We start from the raw sequence: 19,821 nt of genomic DNA, 5'->3' as shown, positions 1-19,821 counted from the left end.
CGGTCCTGTAGTGGCAATTAAAGAGGATCCTGTTGGCCGGGATCGAAGACGGCTATTGCGTCCTCGAAATCCTTGCGAAGCGCTTCGGTGGGTGAAAGTATCGCTGGCATGTGGGCGAGCGGCGATGGGGACGATGCTGGGGCGCAGATTCTTAATCCGGACGATTCCGAGGATTCTCATCGGTTGGAATTCCTGCGCGCAGATCCATCGATTAATTTCTTGGACCGCACTGACGGGCAGGCGGAAATTGTTCGTGGAATCCGCCCCGGCCGTAACGCCGACCTCATTGCCGAACGGCACCGGTGGGTTCACTACCCGTGGCGACGAACGGTCGTCGGTGTGTTGGGGCCACACGCGTTTCGCGCTGTCCGGCTAGACCGAAACCGGCATCTGATCACCGAGGAGGAACAAGATCAGCTCGCCGAGCTACGTATCGGGGTAGTCGGGTTGAGCGTCGGACACACCCTCGCGTACACCCTCGCGGCCGAAGGGCTCTGCGGTGAGCTGCGGCTCGCCGACTTTGATCACCTGGAGCTGTCCAATCTCAATCGGGTCCCTTTGTCGGTGCTCGACCTCGGCGTGAATAAAGCGACCGCTGCCGCGCGCCGGATAGCTGAGTTGGATCCCTACCTGAAGGTGTCCGTCGTCACGGCCGGCATCACCGCAGATAACATCGACGCTTTTCTTGACGGGCTGCACATCGTGGTCGAGGAATGCGACTCGCTGGACACGAAAGTCATGGTCCGTGAGGCCGCGCGCGCACGGCGGATACCGGTCATCATGGCCACTGATTACCGCGGTCTGTTGGACGTCGAGCGATATGACCTGGAACCGACGCGGCCGATCCTGCATGGCCTGCTCGGCGACATCGACGCCGCAGCCCTGAGCGGCTTGTCGGACTGGGACAAGATTCCACACCTTTATCGCATTACCTCTCCCGAGAAGGTGACGGTGCGAGAGGCCGCGGCGTTCATCGAAGTTGGTTCGACGCTGTCCGGCTGGCCGCAGCTGGCCAGCGAGGTCCAACTCGGGGCGGCCAGCGTTGCTGAGGCCGTTCGCAAAATTGGCTTACAACAGCCGCTTTCATCGGGCCGCATCCGTATGGACGTCGAAGAGATGCTCAACCGTATCGACGATCCCGCCGCGCACGTCACCGACCGGCAGACGGCCGGGCAGGCTTGCACCGCGCAGTCTGATGCCGACGCTGACCCACTGGCCGAAGCCGCGCAGCTGGGCGACGTCGTTGACGTGGTCGCCGCGGCCGCCAATCGTGCACCGTCGGTCGGCAACTCCCAACCGTGGCACATCCGAGCCGATCGGGATTGTGTCGTCATCGAGCTCGCGCCCGCGCACACGTCTTTGGTGGACATCGGTTTGCGCTGCAGCGCGGTAGGAATCGGCGCGGCGGTGTACAACGCGCGGGTTGCGGCCGCTGCCCATGGCGTTCTCGGGCGGGTCGAGATCGGTGCGATCAGCGAACGGTCTCCGTTGACCGCGACGGTAAGACTGGGCAGCGGCGATGACCCGGATCTGGCGCGACTTTACGAACCGATGCTGGCGCGCCAGACGAATCGGCACTATGGGACGCCCACTCCGATCTCCGATGAGACGGTGGAGATGCTGGAACTTGTGGCTCGCGGCGAGGGTGCGCGGCTGCAGGTCTTGCGCAGTCGTGACGACATCGACAGGGCGGCAAGGATTATCGGAGCCAGTGACCGCATCCGGTATCTCACTCCGGAGCTGCATGCCGAACTGGTCGCTGAGCTGCACTGGCCAATTGACCCGGCCGCGAACAGCGGCATCGACGTTCGCAGTCTGGAGCTGGATGCGTTCAGGTTGATGATGCTCGAGCAGATTTGCCGCCCTGAGGTCACGGCCCAACTCGCGCGGTGGGATGGGGGAGTGGCCTTGGGGTTCGACGGCTTCGCCCGGCTCTCTTCGAGTTCGGCGCTGGCCCTGGTGTACGTGCAAGGCCGGTCGTTGGCCGACTACGCACGTGGCGGATCGGCCTCTCAAGCCGTGTGGATCCGCGCACAGCAGGAGGGGCTGGCGGTAGGACCGACAACGCCGCTGTTTCTCTACGCTCACAACGATCAAGAGCTGCTTGGCCTGTCTTCGAGCTACGGTGCCCAGCTACAGCGACTGCAGCTGGAGTTCGCCGAACTGGCCGACGCCGCCACGGGTGAGTCGCCGGCCATCTTGTTGCGGTTCTGCACCGCACCGAGCCCGTCAGTTCGCAGCCGCCGCCGGCCGTTAGCAGATTGGCGCAAGGGGGTCCGGAGCGGCGCGGACGCATGATCGGGGCCAGCCTCGTCGCCGGACGCGCCAGGCGGACAGCTCGGGGCACCCGTCGGGCGCGATCATTGAACCCGTGGCCCGCGCTGTGGGCGATGTTGGTCGGCTACTTCATGATTGTCCTGGACTCCACGGTGGTGATGCTCGCCAACCCGAGCATCATGGCCGACCAGCACACCAGTTACTACCTGGTGATTTGGGTGACGAGTGCCTAGCTACTGACCTACGCGGCGCCGTTGCTGGTGGCCGGGCGCCTTGGTGATCGATTCGGTCCCAAGAACATCTATGTCATCGGCCTCGCGGTGTTCACGGCGGCATCGTTGTGGTGTGGGTTGTCTGGCAGCATCGGGATGCTGATCACTGCCCGTGCGGTGCAGGGCCTGGGCGCCTCGCTGCTATTTCCGCAGACGTTGTCGATCATCACCCGGATATTCGAGCCGCAGCGCCGTGGTGTGGCGTTGGCCATCTGGACAGCCACCGGAGGCGTCGCAACTTTGGTGGGACCGTTGGCCGGTGGTGTGTTGGTCCAGGCGCTGGGCTGGCAGTGGATCTTTTTCATCAACGTCCCTATCGGCCTCGCCGGGCTGGTGCTGGCAGCCCTGCTGCTCCCGGTATTGCCGGTGCACCGCCCGCAGCTGGATCTGCTTGGGGCCGCACTGTCGGCGCTGGGTGTTTTTCTCGTGGTGTTCGCGCTGCAAGAGGGTCAGCACGCGGGGTGGGCGCCGTGGACCTCGATGATGCTGATCGGCGGCGTCGGGGTCATCGCGGTGTTCGTCTATTGGCAGTCGGTCAATCGCGGTGACCCGCTGGTCCCGTTGACGATCTTCAGCGACCGCAACTTCAGCCTGTCCAGCATCGGGGTGGCGGCCGTCGCGTTTGCGACGACAGCGATGATGGTGCCGGCGATGTTCTTCGTGCAGTCGGCCGTGGGGTTGTCGCCGATCCGCTCGGCGGCATTGATTGCCCCGATGGTGGTCATGAGTGGGGTGGTGTCGCCCATGGTTGGCAAGATCGTCGAGAGATATCACCCGAAGCTGGTGGTTAGTTCGGCGTTCACGATGCTGGCGGTCGCGCTCACCTGGCTATCGATCGAGATGTCTTTGAGCACGCCGATCTGGCGGCTGGTGCTGCCCATCACGGCGCTCGGCGTGGCCATTCCCTTTGTGTGGGCGCCGCTGGCCGCCATTGGCTCGCGAGACCTGCCGGCACAGTTGGCGGGTACGGGCGCCGGCGTGTACACAGCGGCTCGGCAGCTGGGGGCCGTGCTTGGCGCCTCAGGCATGGCGGCGTTCATGACAGCGCGGATCGCCGCCGAGATGCCGCCGTCGCCAGGGAGCTCGCCTGCGCTGCGCGGCAGCGACGGCACAGCGGTGCAACTTCCCGGGGTGCTGCGTGAGCCCTTCTCGGTCGCGATGTCGCAGTCGATGCTGCTGCCCGCGTGCGTGGCATTGTGCGGCGTGGCCGCCGGGTTGTTCATGCTGGGCTTCTCGGGATCGACCGATACTGGCCACGAAGCAGCGGACCAACCGGGTTGAGCGGACCACCGGTTCCCGATCCGGTCGGCGGCCGCAGCGGAGGACCCGTTTTGATGGGGAGAAATTGACGCTAGGTTTTTATCATGGCCGACACCGCTGCAGTTCTGGCTTGCAACACCGATGCGTTGCGTAGCGAGTACGACGTTGTGATCCTCGGCTCCGGCTATGGAGGCGCGATCACCGCGGCGCGGCTGGCAACCGCCAACGCGGCAGCGGGCGGCAAACTCGACATCGCGGTGCTGGAACGGGGCGCCGAGCACCCCACCGGAACCTTCCCCGAAACCGAGAAGGCCGCGCTTGGCGAACTTCGCTCGCGCTCGAATCCCTTGGGCCTTATCGAGATCGAACGCTTCAAGACCATCGACGTGATCCATGCCAGTGGACTTGGCGGCACCTCGTTGATCAACTTCAACGTGGCGATCGTCCCCGATCGGGAAGTGTTCCTGGCGTCGTGGCCGCGGGAGTTCCGCGCGTTGGTCGAACAGCAGCGTGAGGGTGTTGGCGGCCTGGACGAATACTTCGGCCGAGCCCGCCGCATGCTCGGCGCCGTGCCCTATGCGGAGAACGTGCCGCTGCGTCGCGTCGAAGCGTTCACCCAGATCGCCAAGAACGCGGGTGCCCAGCTGCAGATACTGGACATCACGGTCAGCGCCGAAGACCGCGTGACCAGATACGGCGTACAGCGGCGGCGCTGCCCCAACCACGGTGGCGATGGCACCGGTGACAACACCGGTTCGAAGAACACCCTGATGACCAACTATCTGCCGATGGCCGCACACCGTGGCGCCCAGATGTTTTGCGGCATCGAAGCGGAGCGCATCGAAGCCGCCGACGACGGCCGCTGGCGGGTGATCGCTGGGCGCACCGGGCGCAAAGGTCAAGGCTCGCGCAAGGGCCAAGACGGCGATGTCGTCATCACCGCCCGTCATGTCGTGGTCTGTGCCGGCACGCTGGGCAGCAACGGAATCCTGATGCGCTCGAGAGATGCCGGACTGAAACTGTCTGGGCGGCTGGGTAAGAACTTCAGCGGCAACGGCGATAACTTCGCGATCGCCTACAACACCGACATGCGCACCGATACCCAAACCTGGGCGACCACCGATGGGCCGCCGCGATCCGAGCTGGCTTGCGGGCCGAGCATCACCGCGGTGATGCGTTTCGGCGCCGACCAATCCGACGTGCGTAAGCGGTTCACCGTGGAGGACTTGTCGCTGCCCCGCGCGCTCGTCGACAGCTTCCGCTTGGGGCTGATGGGGCTGGCCGCGGCCAGCTATCGCGACCTGCGGCCGACCAAACTTGACCGCTGGCGTCGTGACGTCACCTTCAACATCGACGGCGCGATGAACCACTCGCTCGGATTCTTGATCATGGTGCACGACAACTCCGACGGCGAACTGGTGCTACGCAAGAACGGCACCGTCAAGGTCGACTGGCCGGGGGCCCCGACCGAAGCGGTCTACCGCGACGTCGACGCGATCATGAAACCCGCTGTCGAGGCGATTGGCGGGACGTACATCAAGAATCCGCGATGGGACAAGCGTTTCCTCGGCAAGCACCTGATCACCGCCCATCCGATGGGTGGGTGTGCCACCGCCGACAACGTCGACGCCGGCGTAGTCGACCACGCCGGGCGCGTGTATCACCCCGATGGCGGCACCTACGACGGGCTCTACGTGTGTGACGCGTCGGTCATCCCGCGAGCCATCGGGGTGAACCCGTTTCTGACCATCTCGATGTTCGCCGAACGCACCGCCGAACTGATGCGTCGCGAACTTGGCCTGCCCGGCTATGACCCCGTTACCGAACTCGACGACCGCGTCTGAGCCGTCCGTCTGGGTGGCTGCGCGGGCCTAGCAGAGGCCGCTGGGAATCCCGCGCGCCGGCTGGGTCTCCTGGGTGGGCATCACCTGCGGGAACGGCACCCGGTAGGGGACCGCCGTCTTCGTCACGGTGCCCAGGACATAGTTGGGCACGCACTGGGGCAGCTTCTGGACGGCGTTGATCGCGGGGTGGCTGAGGTTGGGGCGCGATGAGTTTGGCGGGACCGCGAAGTTGAACGTCGAGGTCATGTCACCGACCAGGCCGTTGCGCCAGGCGCTGATGTTGGGGACCGGAACGCCAAACCGCGTCTCGATCAACTTCAGTTGAGAGGTGTGGTCGAACGTGTCGTGGACCATCAGCGGGCCCCGGCTGTAGGGCGAGATGACGAAGCATGGCACGCGATAACCCAAACCGATCGGTCCACGTATGCCACCGGAGCCGGTGACCGCGTCGATGTTGGGCACGGTGATCCACTCGCCGGGAGTTCCCGGGGGAGCCGTGGTCGGCGTGACATGGTCGAAGAATCCGCCGTTCTCGTCGTAGCTGACGATGAGCGCCGTCTTTTCCCACACCGCCGGATTGGAAAGCAGGATCCGCAGCACGTCCACAATCGCCACGGCGCCCACATTCACCGGGAACGCCGGGTGCTCGGACAACAGGAACCCCGGCAGCACCCAGGAGACCTTGGGCAGCCGGTTGTTGCGGACATCGGAGACGAAGTCTCTGGGGTAGGTCGGCGCGATGCCGTAACGGGCTAGATTCGTCCGCGGATTTTGGGCCTGCTTGAAATCATTTAGCATCCCGTCATAGCCGATGACCGTATTGTTCAGCGCCCCCAGCAGCTTGTTCTGGTAGATCTTCCAGCTGACCCCGGCATCCTCGAGATTGTCGGGCATGGTGCGCCAACTGAACCGCCCCTGGGGTTGGATGTTGGGGTCTACCAGCAGCGGCCCCCCGTTGGCGCCATCGGGATCGATAGTGCCGCTCATCCAATAGAGCCGGTTCGGCGACGTCCCTCCGATGAGCGAGCAAAAGTAGCCGTCGCAAATCGTGAACGTATCGGCCAGCAGGTAGTGGATCGGGATGTCTTCGCGCTGGTAATAGCCCATCGTCACCGGGGTGTTGCCCTGCAGCGCACTGACCGCGGCTTGGGCCGGCAGCCAGTTGTCGTTGCCGCCGTTGTTCCAGGCGTTGTGCATGGCGATCCAGTCGTGTCCTGGGTCGTTGACACACTCACCGGAAACGAGCGGGCCCCGCGTGGTGTCGAAGCGGTAGGGGATCGTGGTTCCGGCCGGATCGTTGGACTGTGTTTGGGGGTTCCAGCCTTTTTGGGCGAATAGCGGTGAGCCGCTGTCGAATCCGTTGGTGCCCGAAAGCTTGCCGAAGTAGTGGTCGAACGACCGGTTCTCCTGCATGAACAACACGATGTGCTCGATGTCGCTCAGGTGACCCGAACATGGCCCTGCTGCGTAGGCCTTTTCGATGACCGGGCCGGCCAAGGACATGAAGGCACCGGCCCCGCTGGCGGCGGCGGCCTTGGCCAAAAACTCGCGACGCGACATCGCATCGACGGGGCTCTTGCTCACCGCCTACCTTCCCTGTGCGTTTGTGGGAGGAACGGTATACGCCGGCGATGCTTTGCTGCGCCAAGTCGACCGGCGTGTTGGAGGCAAGCTCGGATTCGCTGTCGGCCGATGCGGTTCGGCACCGGCGGGACCGGGAGCGTTTCATGATGCTGGCGTAGCGGCGGCAACGGCGCCTGGCTGTTCGAAGCCAACGGGGCTTGGCCGCCGCGTCGTTACACCAGCCAGGCCGCCGCATCGGGCGCCAACGCGCCGTCGACCAGTGGCGCGCTGGCCAGCAGCAGCTCGCCGTCCGGGAGCGTCAGCGGGCGGTCGCCGGCGTTGAGCGCGCACACCAACCCAGCCGGGCGGCGAAATATCAGCGCGCCGCGTGGGGCGCTCAGCCACCGGATTTCGTTTCCGTTGAATTCCCTACGCTCCCTGCGTAATTCGAGCGCACGCCGGAAAAACGCCAACGTCGAACCGGCATCCTCGAGCTGCTTTTCGACGGTCAGCTCCGCCCATTCGGGCGGCATCGGCAACCAGGTGTCAGCGCAGCTGGAGAACCCGAACGGGGGAGTCGTACCCGACCACGGCATCGGGACCCGGCACCGGTCACGGCCGCGTTCGGTACGTCCGGAACGTTCCCAGGTCGGGTCCTGCAACACCTCGTCGGGCAGGTCCACATCCGGCAGCCCGAGTTCCTCCCCGTTGTAGAGGAACACGGCGCCCGGCAGGGCGAGCATGAGCATCGCCATGGCACGGGCCCGGTGCAGCCCCGTGGTCCCGCCGCCGTAGCGGGTGACCTCCCGGCCCACATCGTGATTGGCCAGTGTCCAGGTGGGAGCGGCGTTCGCCATCGCGGCGGCCTGAAGCGAGTTCTGCACCGCCGTGTGAATCTCGGCCGCATCGAAGTCGGTTCGCGCCAGCCGGAAATTGAAACCCAGATGCAGCTCGTCGGGTCGCAGATACTGCGCCCAGCGAGCGTTGTCGTGTACCCACACCTCGCCGACGGTCACCGCGGCCGGGTACTCATCGATGACCGTCCGGATGTCGCGGTGAATCGCGTGCACATTCGGGTGGTTGAAGCGCGGATCGTCGTCGGTGTGGCGCAATACCTCTGCGACGTCCGATGTATCCGGAAGCCCGGGTGGTTTGGCCATGCCGTGCGCAACGTCGATTCGGAAGCCGTCCACCCCGCGTTCCAGCCAGAAGCGCAGCGTTTTCTCGAAGTCGTCGAAGACGTCTGGGTTGTCCCAGTTCAGATCTGGTTGCTCGGTATCAAACAGATGCAGATACCACTGGCCGGGCGTGCCGTTCGGATCGGTCACCCGGGTCCACGCCGGTCCGCCGAAGACTGACTCCCAGTTGTTGGGCGGCCGCACGCCGCCGGGGCCGCGCCCGTCGCGGAAGAAGTACCGATCTCGGTCGATGCTGCCTGGTCCTGCGGCAAGCGCGGCCTGAAACCAGGGATGCGCCGAACTGGTGTGGTTGGGCACCACGTCCATGATGATCTTGATGCCGCGCCGGTGCGCTGCCGCGATGAGCCGCTCGAGTGCGGCCATGCCGCCGAACAGTGGGTCGACGTCGCGGGGATCGGAGACGTCATAGCCATGGTCTGCCATCGGCGACACCGTGACGGGGTTCAGCCAGATCCCGTCGACACCGAGGTGGGCCAGGTGATCGAGCCGGGCCGCGACCCCGCCCAAGTCACCAACACCGTCGCCGCTGCTGTCCGCGAACGATCGGGGATAGACCTGGTAGAAAACCGCGGTGGACCACCACGGCTTCGCTTCGTCGCCGTCGGCCGCCATCAAAATGGTGAGTTGACCAGTGAGTGGGCGGCCATTTCCAGGTAGTCGAGCAACTCGCGACGATGATCGTCGTCCAGGGTCTGCGAATCGACGGCAGCGACGGCCGTGTGCATGCACCGCAGCCAGGCGTCGCGCTCGATCGGCGTGATCCGGAAAGGCATGTGCCGCATCCTCAGCCTGGGGTGTCCGCGCTGCTCAGAATAGGTGCGCGGGCCGCCCCAATACTGCTCGAGGAACATCCGCAGGCGTTCTTCCGCGCCCGATAGGTCCTCTTCGGGATACAGCGGGCGCAATATCTCGTCCTCGGCGACCAGCTCGTAGAAGCGGGACACGATTGTTTCGAAGGTTTTGGCCCCCCCGACGGCGTCGTAGAAGGGCTCGGTCATCTGATCCATCCCTTCCATTGTGGGCCATTTGTCTTGGCTGGCTGTTGCGGGCGACCCGTTAGACCCTGTTGTTCACCCAAGTGACACGGCGTCGACGTGGCAAAAGGCGTGCGGTCGGCGGCGAATCGTGGTGGACTGTTGCCCGGAGGATCTATGGCGCAGGGCAAGAAGCGCCGCGGCCACCGCAACCACGGTGCCGCGGCCAGCATGACTGGGACCGCGTCATGTCTGCACAGTGTCGATACGCATCCGCCCAACCGCCACGAGACCGCGTCGATCTGGAGTCGCCGGCGGGTGCTGCTGCTGAACTCCACCTACGAACCGCTCACCGCCTTGCCGATGCGCCGGGCGATCGTCATGGTGATCTGTGGCAAGGCTGACGTGGTGCACGACGACCCGGCGGGGCCGGTCATCCACTCGGCGACCCGCACCATCGTGGTTCCTTCGGTAATCCAACTGCGGACCTACGTTCGGGTGCCCTACCGCGCCCGGGTTCCGATGACCCGTGCCGCGCTGATGCACCGTGACCGTTTCTGCTGTGCCTACTGCGGGGCGAAAGCCGACACCGTCGACCACGTCGTGCCGCGCAGTCGCGGGGGTGAGCATTCGTGGGAGAACTGCGTCGCCTGCTGCTCAGCGTGCAATCACCGCAAGGGTGACAAGCTGCTCACCGAACTTGGCTGGTCACTGCGCCGAACGCCGCTGCCGCCGACCGGTCAGCACTGGCGGCTGCTCTCGACGATCAAGGAATTGGACCCATCCTGGGCCCGGTACCTCGGCGAGGGCGCTGCCTAGCGTTGTCATCGCGACTGGCCGACACCGTCGCGGCGATCATATTCGTGTCCTAACTGCGCCGGGTGAACCCTCGGTGGGATACGGTTTGGGGCGTGAGCGTTATGGAGATTCATCTCTTTTTCGTCGGAATACCGTTGTTCTTGGTGGTTGTCCTGGGAGCGATCTTCTTGACCCGCAAGGGACCGCACCCGGCCACCTACCAACTGTCGGAGAAATGGACGCATTCCCCGATCCTGTGGGCCGCCACCGATGAGGCTGTCGGAGACGCCCACGGACACGGCGGGCATGGTTCCTCGGAATTCTCAGTTGGAGGTGGCGCCAGTGGCACATGGTGACGTAGCGACGATCGAGCCCACCGACCTGCCGCGGGGTTCGGTATTCACCAGCAGCGGACGGATATCCAGGGTGACCGAACCCGGGGAATTGTCCGTGCACTACCCGTTCCCGATCGACGACCTCGTGGCCGTCGATGACGCCCTGAAGTACGCCTCGCGTGCGTCCAACGCGCGCTTCGCGGTGTACCTCGGCGATCTGGGTAGTGACACCGCCGCTCGTGCGCGCGCGATCTTGGCCAAGGTGCCGACACCCAACGACGCGGTGCTGGTTGCGGTCTCACCCGACCAATGCGCCGTCGAGGTTGTCTATGGCGCGAACCTGCGGGGGCGCGGCGCCGAGTCGGCGGCTCCGTTGGGAGTTGCCGCCGCCACGTCGGCGTTCGAGCAGGGCAACCTGATCGATGGGCTGGTCAGCGCGATCCGCGTGCTCAGCTCGGGAATCACCCCGGCCTAGTCGCCACGCGTCTGCCCGCGAGGGTGCGCAGCTGTACGCCCAACACGGCGTGTCGGCGTACGGTTGCGCACCCTCGCGAGGGCACACGACCGCGCTAGAGCGCGGCGTCGAACCGTCGGGCTCGCAACGACCGCTTGACCGCGGCCTGTCCCTCGGACACCAGCCGCCGCAGCGCGGGTGCTAGCTCGGGGTCGGACAGGAATCGGTCGGCGGCGGCAACGCCTTCCTCGGTGATGTCCCAATAGGGGTACAAGCCGATCACCACCGATTGGGCGACCTCGCTCGATCGGCGCTCCCATACCCCGAGAATCACCTCGAAATAGCGGGCGGTGAAGGGCTTGAGCAGCTCACCTTGCCCGGGGGCGCCGATTCCCGCGATGATGGCTCGGCCGGTGGCGTTGGCCAGCGTGTCATCCTCGACCACCGTGGTGAACGCGCGGTCTTTGACCGGGAACTGCGGCCGCGCCGCACGGGCGTGCGCACTGCTGCGCTTGCCGGTGGCGGTCAGGTCGCGCTTTTCCTCGGCGTCGATGCGGGGTGACTCCAGTCCATCGCTGTCGATGACGCCGGCGGTTGCCAGCGCGGTGACGATGCGCCAGCGCAGGTCCGTATCGACTTCCAGGCCGGCCAATCCCAACTCGGCCGGGTCATTGTCCAGCAGCGCCGCCAGCGTCTCCACATGGCGGGGCGAGAGCACCGACGTGCACAGCGCGTTGATGAAGGCCAGCTGATGATCGGACCCGGCATCGGCCGCGCGGGCCAATTCCACCAGCCGATCGGCGAACTGCGGCCAACCCGTTTCGCTGGCCCAACCCGGTTCGGCGTAGGAACCCAGCGCCGTCTGGGCTTGCAGCAGCAGTCGCTGTGCCACGCCGACTTCCGTCTCGGCGTGAATGCCACCTGACACCAGCGACACGAAGTCACGCGCACGCAGCTCGGCCTCGCGTGTCATCTCCCAGGCCGCAGACCAAACCAGGCTGCGCGGCAACGGTTCGGCGATGTCGCCGATGCGCCCCAACGCCGTTTGCAGCGAGTCACCGTCGAGCCGCAGCGAGCAATAGGTCAGGTCGTCATCGTTGACCAGGATGAGTTTCCCGCGAGGCACACCAACCAGGGCAGGGACTTCCGACTCCGTCCCGGCGACGTCGAGTTCTTCTCGATGAACTCGCACCAACTTTCCAGACCCGCCGGCGACATCGTCGTCGTAGATGCCCACCGCCAGCCGATGCACCCGGGTCTCGCCCGCACCGGGCGCCGCGCCACTTTGCTGCACCACAAACCGGGTAAACCTGCCGTCGGCATCGACGTCGAAGTCTGGGCGCAGCGTGTTGAGACCGGTGGTCTTGAGCCACTGCTGACCCCAATTGGACAAGTCGCGCCCGGATGCCTTTTCCAGTGCGGTGATCAGATCGCTGAATGTCGCATTGCCGAATGCGTGGGCACGGAAGTAGTCCCGCAGCCCGGCCAGGAAGTGCTCGAGTCCGACATAGGCGACGAGCTGCTTGAGCACCGAAGCGCCTTTGGCGTAGGTGATCCCATCGAAGTTCACCTCCACCGCCGCCAGGTCGGGAATGTCCGCGGCGATCGGATGGGTCGAGGGCAGCTGGTCTTGCCGGTAAGCCCAGGATTTCTCGACCGTGGCGAAGGTTGTCCAGGCCTCGGTGAATTCCGTGGCCTCGCTTTGGCACAGCACCGAAGCGAAAGTCGCGAAGGATTCGTTGAGCCACAAGTCGTCCCACCAGGTCATGGTGACCAGGTCGCCGAACCACATGTGCGCCATCTCATGCAGCACCGTCTCGGCGCGCCGCTCGTAGGAGGCCCGGGTGACCTTGCTGCGGAACACGTAGTCCTCGAGGAAAGTCACCGCGCCGGCGTTCTCCATGGCACCGGCATTGAACTCCGGGACGAACAACTGGTCGTACTTGCCGAACGCGTAGGGAATGCCAAAGTGCTTGTGGTAGAAGCCAAATCCCTGCTTGGTTTGGGTGAACAACCGCTCGGCGTCCATGTACTGCGCCAGCGACGCGCGGCAGTAGATGCCCAGGGGAATGCCGCCGTGTTCGTCGCTGTAGGTGTCGTTCCAGACTGCGTACGGTCCAGCGACCAGCGCCACCAGATAGGTGCTCATCCGGGGGGTGACCCCGAAGCTGTGCACGGCGGCCGACTGGCTCTGTGAGACCTCGACCGCGGCGGCGTTGGATACCACCTTCCAGTGTTGAGGCGCGGTCACCCGGATCTCGAAAGTGGCCTTCAGATCGGGCTGATCGAAGCAGGCGAACATGCGCTTGGCATCGGCGGTCTCGAACTGCGAGTACAGGTAGGCCTCGCCGTCAACCGGGTCGACGAAACGATGCAGGCCTTCGCCGGTATTGGAGTACCTGCAGTCGGCATCGACGATGACGACATTGCGATGAGACAGCCCGCGCAGGGGGATTCCGGTGGATTCGTCGTAACCAGAGACATCGAGCTCTTGGCCGTTGAGACTGGCGCTGCGGACGCCCTCGGCGGCGATGTCGATCACCGTATCGGCGCCGGGTAGCGCGTCGAACATCACGGTGGTGGTCGAGCGGAACGTGCGCTCGCCGGTCACATCGAGGTTGACCTGGTAACTGTCGACCGTGATCAGGGCGGCGCGTTCGACAGCTTGATCCCGGGTGAGGTTTGGAAGAGCCACGGCGTCCAAGATATCGGCTGCGATGGCACTGCACACGACAGCCCCGCTGCAAGATCGTGGTAGGGCTGGCCGGCGCTGTGGTCAGTGGTGCCCTGGGCAAGCGGGCCTAACTCGATTCGTCTGCCCGCGATAATCATCCACTGGTGAATTACCTTCCCCCACAACGCATTTACGAGAAAATGGGGTGCCGACTCGGCTAGGGTGTGGTGCCAATGCTCTCGAATTTTGATGGTCGGTAAGTGCTAGCGGCGCCGTGGCTGATAGGAGACTGAGCAATGTCCTTTGTGGTGGTGGACCCGGAGCTGGTGGCGGCGACGGCAGCGGATTTGGCCAATGTCGGTTCGACGATCGGTGCGGCCAATGGTGCCGCGGCGGCTACGACGAGGGCGGTGCTTGCCGCGGGGGGCGATGAGATCTCGGCGGCCGTAGCCGCGTGCTTCGAGGCGCAGGCTGAGGCCTATCAGGCCTTCGGTGCCCACACGGCGGCACTTCACGACCAGATCGTGGGGGCGTTGACTGCGGGTGCGGGCGGCTATTCCGCAGTTGAGGCGGCCAACACTTCGCTGCAGCAGGCCGCGAATCTGGTGACCTCTCCAGTTCAGACACTTACCGGGCGGCCATTGTTCGGCAATGGCGCCGATGCGACGACCCCGGGCGCCAACGGCAGAAATGGTGGGTGGCTCATCGGTAGCGGTGGTGACGGGGCGGCCGGCGGCGTGGCCGGCCAGGCCGGCGGCAGTGGCGGTAGCGCCGGGCTCATCGGTGATGGCGGTAACGGCGGCACGGGTGGGTTTGGTGCGGCAGGGGGTACCGGTGGCGCGGGCGGGATGCTGTTCGGCAATGGCGGCAACGGCGGCGCGGGGGGCGTTGGTGTCACCGCGGGCCTAGGTGGCAACGGCGGTGCCGGCGGCAGTGCGGGGCTGTGGGGTCACGGCGGCAACGGCGGAATCGGCGGGGCAGGCGGGGCCGGGGCCGATGGCGTCAATCCCGTCCCGGCTGACGCCCCATTCAGCTACGCCGATAGTGGCCAGCAGGGGCACGACGTCATCGATGGCACCGCTGCTGGCGGTCACGCCGGCGCCGACGGCACTACCGCCGGGGAGATCGGCGGCGTGGGTGGCCGCGGCGGCGCCGCCTGGGCCCAATCACCAACGGGTACCCCCAATGTCACCGGTGGTGCCGGTGGCGGCGGCGGTGACGGGGGCTCCGGCGCGATGGGCGGCGGTGGCGGTGCGGGCGGCGACGCCACCGCAGGGACCGGGGCGGTTGCCACTGGTGGTGCTGGTGGCGACGGCGGCGCCGGCGGCGCCGGAGCCATCGGCGGGGCCGGCGGAGCGGGCGGTTCCGCCGGTACCGTGCTCGGCACCGGCAGTGCCCACGGCGGGGCCGGCGGGGCCGGCGGGGCCGGCGGGGCGGGCGCGGCGGGTGGCATCGGTGGCGCGGGGGGCAGCGCGGATGTGAACGCGAATGTCTTTCCCGGGCAATCCGCGACCGGCGGCAACGGGGGTATGGGCGGACGCGGCGGTGATGGCGTTGCTGCCGGCCTTGCCGGCGATGGCGGCAAGGGTGGTGTCGGCGGTCGGGGTGGACTGCTGTTCGGAGATGGCGGCATCGGCGGTGCCGGTGGTGGCGGCGGTATCGGTGGAACCGGCGCTGTCGGTGGCGGGGGTGGTGCCGGCGGAGCCGCTGGCGACGGCGCGTTCGGCGGTGGCCCGTTCCATATGGGGCAGGGTGGTGTCGGCGGCGATGGCGGTGATGGCGGTGCCGGCGGTGATGGCGGCAACGGCGGAAATGGCGGCGCCGGTGGTGCGGGCGGGCTGATCGGTCACTCCGGTGGTTCGGGGCTCGGCGGTGCAGCGGGCGGTGGCGGAAGCGGCGGGGTCGGTGGCTTGGGCGGCGCCGGTGGGTTCGGTGAGGGTGGGGGTGCTGCGGCCGGTGCCAACGGTGCGACCGGTGCGACCGGCAACTCGGGCCACTCCGGCCAGGCCGGCTGACCGGGGAGAAAATGCATCTCCCTCGGTGGGGCGATCCGGGAACAATCAGCGGGTGGCCCCGGTTGCGCTGAATTGACCACCGACGAGAGGACCGCACGCCATGCCCGATCAGGCCGCCGAAAAATCTATTGCCGACTTCTGGTTCGACCCGCTGTGCCCGTGGTGCTGGATCACCTCGCGCTGGATCCTCGAGGTGGAGAAGGTCCGCGACATCGAAGTGAACTTCCGGGTGATGAGCCTTGCCATCCTGAACGAGAATCGCGAAGGTCTGCCCGAGCAATATCGCGAAGCCATGGCCAAGGCGTGGGGACCGGTGCGGGTAGCGATTGCGGCGGAGCAGGCGCACGGTGCCGGTGCGCTGGCCTCGCTCTACACCGCGATGGGCACCCGGATTCACAACGAGGGCAACAAGGACCTCGATGAGGTGATCAAGCTGTCGCTGGCCGACGCTGGTCTGCCCGCCGATCTGGCTGCGGCCGCCACCAGCGACGCCTATGACGATGCGCTGCGCAAGAGCCACCATGCCGGGATGGACGCGGTGGGCGATGACGTTGGCACCCCGACCATCCACGTAAACGGTGTGGCCTTTTTTGGGCCGGTGCTGTCGCGGATTCCGCGGGGCGAACAAGCCGGCAAGCTGTGGGACGCCTCGGTGACCTTCGCCGCCTACCCGCATTTTTTCGAGCTCAAGCGCACCCGCACCGAGCCACCCGAATTCGACTGAGCGCGGGTGCGTAACGGTCTGACGCCGCTTGGCCAAGCGCTGAACAACGGCGGTCAGGCGCATCTATAATCCGGCCAGTGTCGATTCCCGGCCGATCGGATGTGCGGAATGATGACTGTGCGGCCCGCTAGGTAGTCGTCGATGACTACCCCGCTGGATCAGCCCCCAGCTACCGATCCACGGGCGAGCAAGAAGCGTCCCGACCGCACCCGCTGGCTGTATTTCGCGGTCATCGGCGCGGTGATCCTCGGGGTGATCGCCGGGCTGGCTGTGCCGTCGATCGGCCCACACGTCGCGGTACTGGGGACGACATTCGTCAACCTGATCACCATGATGGTTGCGCCGGTCATCTTCTGCACCATTGTGTTGGGCATCGGTTCGCTGAACCGGGCCGCGCTGCTCGGCAAGGTCGGGGGACTGGCGTTCCTCTATTTCTTGGTGATGTCAACGGCGGCGCTGGGGATCGGCCTTTTCGTCGGCAACCTGATTGGGACGGTTCGCGGTCTGCATCTGTCCGTCGAGTCAATGGGCAGCGGCGTCGAGGTGGCCGACGCGGCGCCGCCGTCGGGCTGGATGCACGGCCTGCTCGATCAGGTCATCCCCACCTCGTTGTTGTCGGGCCTGACGAATGGCAACGTGCTGCAGGCACTGTTTGTCGCGCTGTTGGTCGGCTTCGCGGTCCAGGGCATGGGCGCTGCGGGTGAGCCCATCCTGCGCAGCGTCGAGTACCTGCAGAAGCTGGTTTTCAAGGTGCTTGGCATGCTGCTGTGGCTGGCGCCCATCGGCGCATTCGGCTGGATCGCCAGCATCATCGGGGCCACCGGTTGGGGTGCCGTGGCCAACCTGCTGATCCTGTTGGTCGGCTTCTACCTCACGTGTGCGGTGTTCGTGTTCGGTGTGCTGGGCGTGTTGCTCTACCTGGTTTCCGGGGTGTCGATCTTCCGGCTGGTGCGCTACCTGGCCCGGGAGTATCTGCTGATCTTTGCCACGTCGTCGTCAGAGGCAGTGTTGCCGCGACTTGTCGCCAAGATGAAGCACCTGGGCGTCGAACCCGCGACCGTCGGGGTGGTGGTGCCCGTCGGGTATTCGTTCAACCTCGATGGCACCGCGCTGTATCTGACCATGGCGTCGCTGTTCATCGCCGACGCACTCGGACGGCCGTTGGCGTGGGGCGAGCAGATCTCGCTACTGGTGTTCATGATCTTTGCCTCCAAGGGCGCCGCCGGGGTGAGTGGTGCGGGTCTGGCCGCGTTGGCCAGCGGCTTGCAGGCCTATCGTCCCGAGCTCCTCGGTGGTGTCGCGCTGGTCGCGGGAACAGACACCTTCATGAAGGAGGCCCGTTCGCTGACGAACTTTTCCGGCAACGCGGTCGCGACGATCCTGGTGGGTTGGTGGACCAAGACGATTGACCGGTCAAAGGTCGACGCGGTACTGCACGGCCGCGATCCGTTTGACGAGTGGACCATGATCGATCGGGACGACGCGCCGCCGAGGGGTGTTGCCGAGTCTTGAGCGGGCCGAGCCCGCCGGTTCGCCCAACGTGGCGCGACACGCCGCGCTTTGCATAGCTGACTTCCGCCAGGGAAGGATGTCGGGCATGCGCGTCTACCTGGGGGCCGACCACGCCGGCCTGGAGCTCAAACAGCAGATCATCGAGCACCTGAAAGCAACTGGGCACGAGCCGATCGACTGCGGTGCATTCACCTATGACGCCGAGGACGACTACCCGGCGTTTTGCATCGCCGCGGCGCAACGCACCGTGGCAGACCCGGGCAGCCTGGGCATCGTGCTGGGCGGATCGGGCAATGGTGAGCAGATAGCCGCCAACAAGGTCCCCGGTGCCCGCTGCGCCCTGGCCTGGAGCGAGCAGACCGCATCGTTGGCGCGCGAGCACAACAACGCGCAGCTCATCGGCATCGGCGGTCGGATGCACACCGTTTCCGAGGCGCTGGCTATCGTCGACGCCTTCCTGTCCACACCGTGGTCGAAAGCCGAGCGGCATCAACGTCGAATCGACATCTTGTCCGAGTACGAGCGGACCCACCAAGCGCCGCCGGTGCCCGGCGCTCAGGACTGAGAGCACCTATGCCCGAAGGGCATACGTTGCACCGGTTGGCGCGGTTGCATCAGCGCCGGTTCGCCGGTGCGCCGGTGGTGGTATCGAGTCCGCAGGGCAAATTCGCGGACTCGGCCGGCGCGGTAGATGGCCGAGTGTTGCGCGCCGCCAGCGCATGGGGCAAGCATCTGTTCCATCACTATGCCGGCGGTCCGGTGGTGCACGTGCACCTCGGTCTCTACGGGGCTTTCACCGAATGGGCACGTTCTGCCGGTGAGCTTCTTCCCGACCCGGTCGGGCAGGTGCGGATGCGGATGGTTGGTGCCGAATACGGCACCGACCTGCGCGGTCCCACCGTATGCGAGGTGATCGACGACGCCCAGGTCGCCGATGTGCTCGCCCGGCTGGGACCTGACCCCTTGCGTAAGGATGCCGACCCGTCGTGGGCGTGGGCTCGGATCGCCAAGTCGCGCAGGCCGATCGGTGCACTTCTGATGGACCAGAAGGTGATGGCGGGGGTCGGCAACGTCTATCGCAGCGAGTTGTTGTTTCGGCACCGCATCGACCCGTACCGCAGCGGTCAGCGGATCACCGAAGCGGAGTTCAGCGCGGCCTGGACCGATCTGGTGGCACTGATGAAAGTCGGTTTGCGCGGCGGCAAGATCGTTGTGGTGCGTCCCGAACATGACCACGGGGCACCGTCGTACGCGGCGGGACGGCCTCGCACCTACGTGTATCGGCGTGCGGGAGATCCATGCCGGGTGTGTGGGGCCACGGTCGGTACGGCCGTACTCGAGGGCCGCAACGTCTTTTGGTGCCCCTCCTGTCAGGCGTGATCTTGATCACTGTCTAGGTGCGCAACGTGGCGTCACCTGACTTGCGTTCTGGCACTTCGGTTGTCCGCCGCGGGTTGGGCACGATTCTTCAGATTGGCTACAGGTTGGCCGGGTAAGCCTGGTGCCTATGAAAACTTACCCGCGTTTAGCTGCAACAGGTTTGGCAATGGCCCTCGGTCTGGGGCTGGCCGGAGTAGGCGTCGCGTCCGAGGCTGCGGCGCAGCCCGGCGCCCCCACGCAGTGGTGCCCGGGCGACTTCTGGGATCCCGGCTGGGGTGAAAACTGGGACATGGGTCACTGTCACGACAACTGGCGTGGGCCAGGACCCAACCCGCAGCCTGGTCACGCAGGTCCTGGAGGGCCGGGAGAGCCCGCACCTGGGCAGCAGGGACCGGGTGGTCCCGGGGGGCCGGGCGGGCGGCCCGGCGGGCCCGGCGGGCCTGGGGGACCGGGCGTTGGGCCGGGAGCGCCGGGGGGGCCGCACTGATCCCTGACGACGCCCAGCCGAATGGCCGCACCCTGCCGACATCGGTTCGGCAG

General features: G+C 66.0%; 15 protein-coding genes and 2 pseudogenes. 13 read left to right on the top strand and 4 right to left on the bottom strand.

What is annotated here, in order from left to right:
* Positions 1–108: 108 nt before the first annotated feature.
* The 3 genes and pseudogenes from CCUG20998_RS18860 (at position 109) to CCUG20998_RS18850 (ending at position 5,653) form a co-directional block, all read left to right on the top strand.
* A complete protein-coding gene (locus CCUG20998_RS18860; protein ID WP_036456235.1) occupies positions 109–2,298 on the top strand; it encodes an Rv1355c family protein in 2,190 nt (729 codons plus the stop codon).
* A pseudogene (locus tag CCUG20998_RS18855) lies at positions 2,295–3,830 on the top strand (MFS transporter). The gene CCUG20998_RS18860 and the pseudogene CCUG20998_RS18855 overlap by 4 nt, the downstream one beginning before the upstream one ends.
* Before the next feature lie 83 nt (positions 3,831–3,913).
* On the top strand, positions 3,914–5,653 hold the full coding sequence (locus tag CCUG20998_RS18850) for a GMC oxidoreductase (RefSeq protein WP_020730219.1): 1,740 nt from the start codon (positions 3,914–3,916) through the stop codon (positions 5,651–5,653).
* A 27-nt stretch (positions 5,654–5,680) separates the two neighbouring features.
* Here the strand turns inward: CCUG20998_RS18850 and CCUG20998_RS18845 are convergent, their stop codons facing one another.
* The 3 genes from CCUG20998_RS18845 to CCUG20998_RS18835 all read right to left on the bottom strand — a co-directional run bounded on the left by CCUG20998_RS18845 (position 5,681) and on the right by CCUG20998_RS18835 (position 9,413).
* The gene (locus tag CCUG20998_RS18845; protein ID WP_036456237.1) at positions 5,681–7,213 is read right to left on the bottom strand and encodes a phospholipase C; all 1,533 of its coding nucleotides are present in this window, start codon (positions 7,211–7,213) and stop codon (positions 5,681–5,683) included.
* A gap of 236 nt (positions 7,214–7,449) precedes the next feature.
* Positions 7,450–9,027, bottom strand: coding sequence for a glycoside hydrolase family 13 protein (locus tag CCUG20998_RS18840; RefSeq protein ID WP_020730222.1), 1,578 nt, complete (start codon positions 9,025–9,027; stop codon positions 7,450–7,452).
* Positions 9,027–9,413, bottom strand: a complete 387-nt coding sequence (locus tag CCUG20998_RS18835; protein WP_012395421.1) for a globin — start codon at positions 9,411–9,413, stop codon at positions 9,027–9,029. The genes CCUG20998_RS18840 and CCUG20998_RS18835 overlap by 1 nt, the downstream gene beginning before the upstream one ends.
* A 153-nt stretch (positions 9,414–9,566) precedes the next feature.
* On the opposite strand from CCUG20998_RS18835, the gene CCUG20998_RS18830 reads away from it, so the two are divergent.
* From CCUG20998_RS18830 to CCUG20998_RS18820, 3 genes are all read left to right on the top strand, one after another.
* Positions 9,567–10,208, top strand: a complete 642-nt coding sequence (locus CCUG20998_RS18830; RefSeq protein WP_012395420.1) for an HNH endonuclease — start codon at positions 9,567–9,569, stop codon at positions 10,206–10,208.
* Between the two features lie 101 nt (positions 10,209–10,309).
* Positions 10,310–10,543: an aa3-type cytochrome oxidase subunit CtaJ gene (gene ctaJ / locus CCUG20998_RS18825; protein ID WP_020730223.1), complete on the top strand. Its 234-nt coding sequence runs from the start codon at positions 10,310–10,312 to the stop codon at positions 10,541–10,543.
* A complete protein-coding gene (locus CCUG20998_RS18820; protein WP_011741466.1) occupies positions 10,530–10,997 on the top strand; it encodes a DUF5130 domain-containing protein in 468 nt (155 codons plus the stop codon). Before ctaJ ends, CCUG20998_RS18820 begins: the two co-directional genes overlap by 14 nt.
* Before the next feature lie 94 nt (positions 10,998–11,091).
* Here CCUG20998_RS18820 and pepN read toward each other — a convergent pair whose 3' ends face one another.
* The gene (gene pepN / locus CCUG20998_RS18815) at positions 11,092–13,671 is read right to left on the bottom strand and encodes an aminopeptidase N (RefSeq protein ID WP_020730224.1); all 2,580 of its coding nucleotides are present in this window, start codon (positions 13,669–13,671) and stop codon (positions 11,092–11,094) included.
* Positions 13,672–13,946: 275 nt separating this feature from the next.
* On the opposite strand from pepN, the gene CCUG20998_RS18810 reads away from it, so the two are divergent.
* The 7 genes and pseudogenes from CCUG20998_RS18810 (at position 13,947) to CCUG20998_RS27995 (ending at position 19,775) form a co-directional block, all read left to right on the top strand.
* Positions 13,947–15,665, top strand: a complete 1,719-nt coding sequence (locus tag CCUG20998_RS18810) for a PE family protein (RefSeq protein WP_038580239.1) — start codon at positions 13,947–13,949, stop codon at positions 15,663–15,665.
* Between the two features lie 100 nt (positions 15,666–15,765).
* The gene (locus CCUG20998_RS18805) at positions 15,766–16,389 is read left to right on the top strand and encodes an Rv2466c family mycothiol-dependent reductase (protein WP_012395415.1); all 624 of its coding nucleotides are present in this window, start codon (positions 15,766–15,768) and stop codon (positions 16,387–16,389) included.
* A gap of 141 nt (positions 16,390–16,530) precedes the next feature.
* Positions 16,531–17,901, top strand: coding sequence for a C4-dicarboxylate transporter DctA (locus CCUG20998_RS18800; RefSeq protein WP_020730227.1), 1,371 nt, complete (start codon positions 16,531–16,533; stop codon positions 17,899–17,901).
* Between the two features lie 85 nt (positions 17,902–17,986).
* On the top strand, positions 17,987–18,466 hold the full coding sequence (locus CCUG20998_RS18795; protein ID WP_020730228.1) for a ribose-5-phosphate isomerase: 480 nt from the start codon (positions 17,987–17,989) through the stop codon (positions 18,464–18,466).
* 8 nt (positions 18,467–18,474) lie between these two features.
* Entirely contained in the window at positions 18,475–19,281 is an 807-nt protein-coding gene (locus tag CCUG20998_RS18790; protein WP_012395412.1) for an Fpg/Nei family DNA glycosylase, read from the top strand.
* Positions 19,282–19,408: 127 nt separating this feature from the next.
* Positions 19,409–19,576, top strand: a pseudogene (locus CCUG20998_RS29470) (Mtp family mycobacterial-type pilin); the annotation flags it as partial.
* A 19-nt stretch (positions 19,577–19,595) separates the two neighbouring features.
* Complete coding sequence (locus tag CCUG20998_RS27995; RefSeq protein ID WP_036456239.1) at positions 19,596–19,775, top strand: hypothetical protein; 180 nt, start codon at positions 19,596–19,598, stop codon at positions 19,773–19,775.
* Positions 19,776–19,821 lie beyond the last annotated feature (46 nt).

The sequence above is a fragment of the Mycobacterium marinum genome, assembly GCF_003391395.1.
Classification (GTDB): Bacteria; Actinomycetota; Actinomycetes; order Mycobacteriales; family Mycobacteriaceae; genus Mycobacterium; species Mycobacterium marinum.
This window is presented reverse-complemented; position numbering and strand designations above follow the sequence as displayed.

Bases quoted from the DNA above. Each gene is read 5' to 3' on its own strand.
- CCUG20998_RS18850 (WP_020730219.1), top strand. From the start codon at position 3,914: ATGGCCGACACCGCTGCAGTTCTGGCTTGCAACACCGATGCGTTGCGT.
- CCUG20998_RS18845 (WP_036456237.1), bottom strand. From the start codon at position 7,213: ATGTCGCGTCGCGAGTTTTTGGCCAAGGCCGCCGCCGCCAGCGGGGCC.
- CCUG20998_RS18800 (WP_020730227.1), top strand. From the start codon at position 16,531: ATGACTACCCCGCTGGATCAGCCCCCAGCTACCGATCCACGGGCGAGC.
- ctaJ (WP_020730223.1), top strand. From the start codon at position 10,310: ATGGAGATTCATCTCTTTTTCGTCGGAATACCGTTGTTCTTGGTGGTT.
- CCUG20998_RS18810 (WP_038580239.1), top strand. From the start codon at position 13,947: ATGTCCTTTGTGGTGGTGGACCCGGAGCTGGTGGCGGCGACGGCAGCG.
- CCUG20998_RS18835 (WP_012395421.1), bottom strand. From the start codon at position 9,413: ATGACCGAGCCCTTCTACGACGCCGTCGGGGGGGCCAAAACCTTCGAA.
- CCUG20998_RS18860 (WP_036456235.1), top strand. From the start codon at position 109: ATGTGGGCGAGCGGCGATGGGGACGATGCTGGGGCGCAGATTCTTAAT.
- CCUG20998_RS18840 (WP_020730222.1), bottom strand. From the start codon at position 9,027: ATGGCGGCCGACGGCGACGAAGCGAAGCCGTGGTGGTCCACCGCGGTT.
- CCUG20998_RS18805 (WP_012395415.1), top strand. From the start codon at position 15,766: ATGCCCGATCAGGCCGCCGAAAAATCTATTGCCGACTTCTGGTTCGAC.
- CCUG20998_RS18790 (WP_012395412.1), top strand. From the start codon at position 18,475: ATGCCCGAAGGGCATACGTTGCACCGGTTGGCGCGGTTGCATCAGCGC.
- CCUG20998_RS18830 (WP_012395420.1), top strand. From the start codon at position 9,567: ATGGCGCAGGGCAAGAAGCGCCGCGGCCACCGCAACCACGGTGCCGCG.
- CCUG20998_RS18795 (WP_020730228.1), top strand. From the start codon at position 17,987: ATGCGCGTCTACCTGGGGGCCGACCACGCCGGCCTGGAGCTCAAACAG.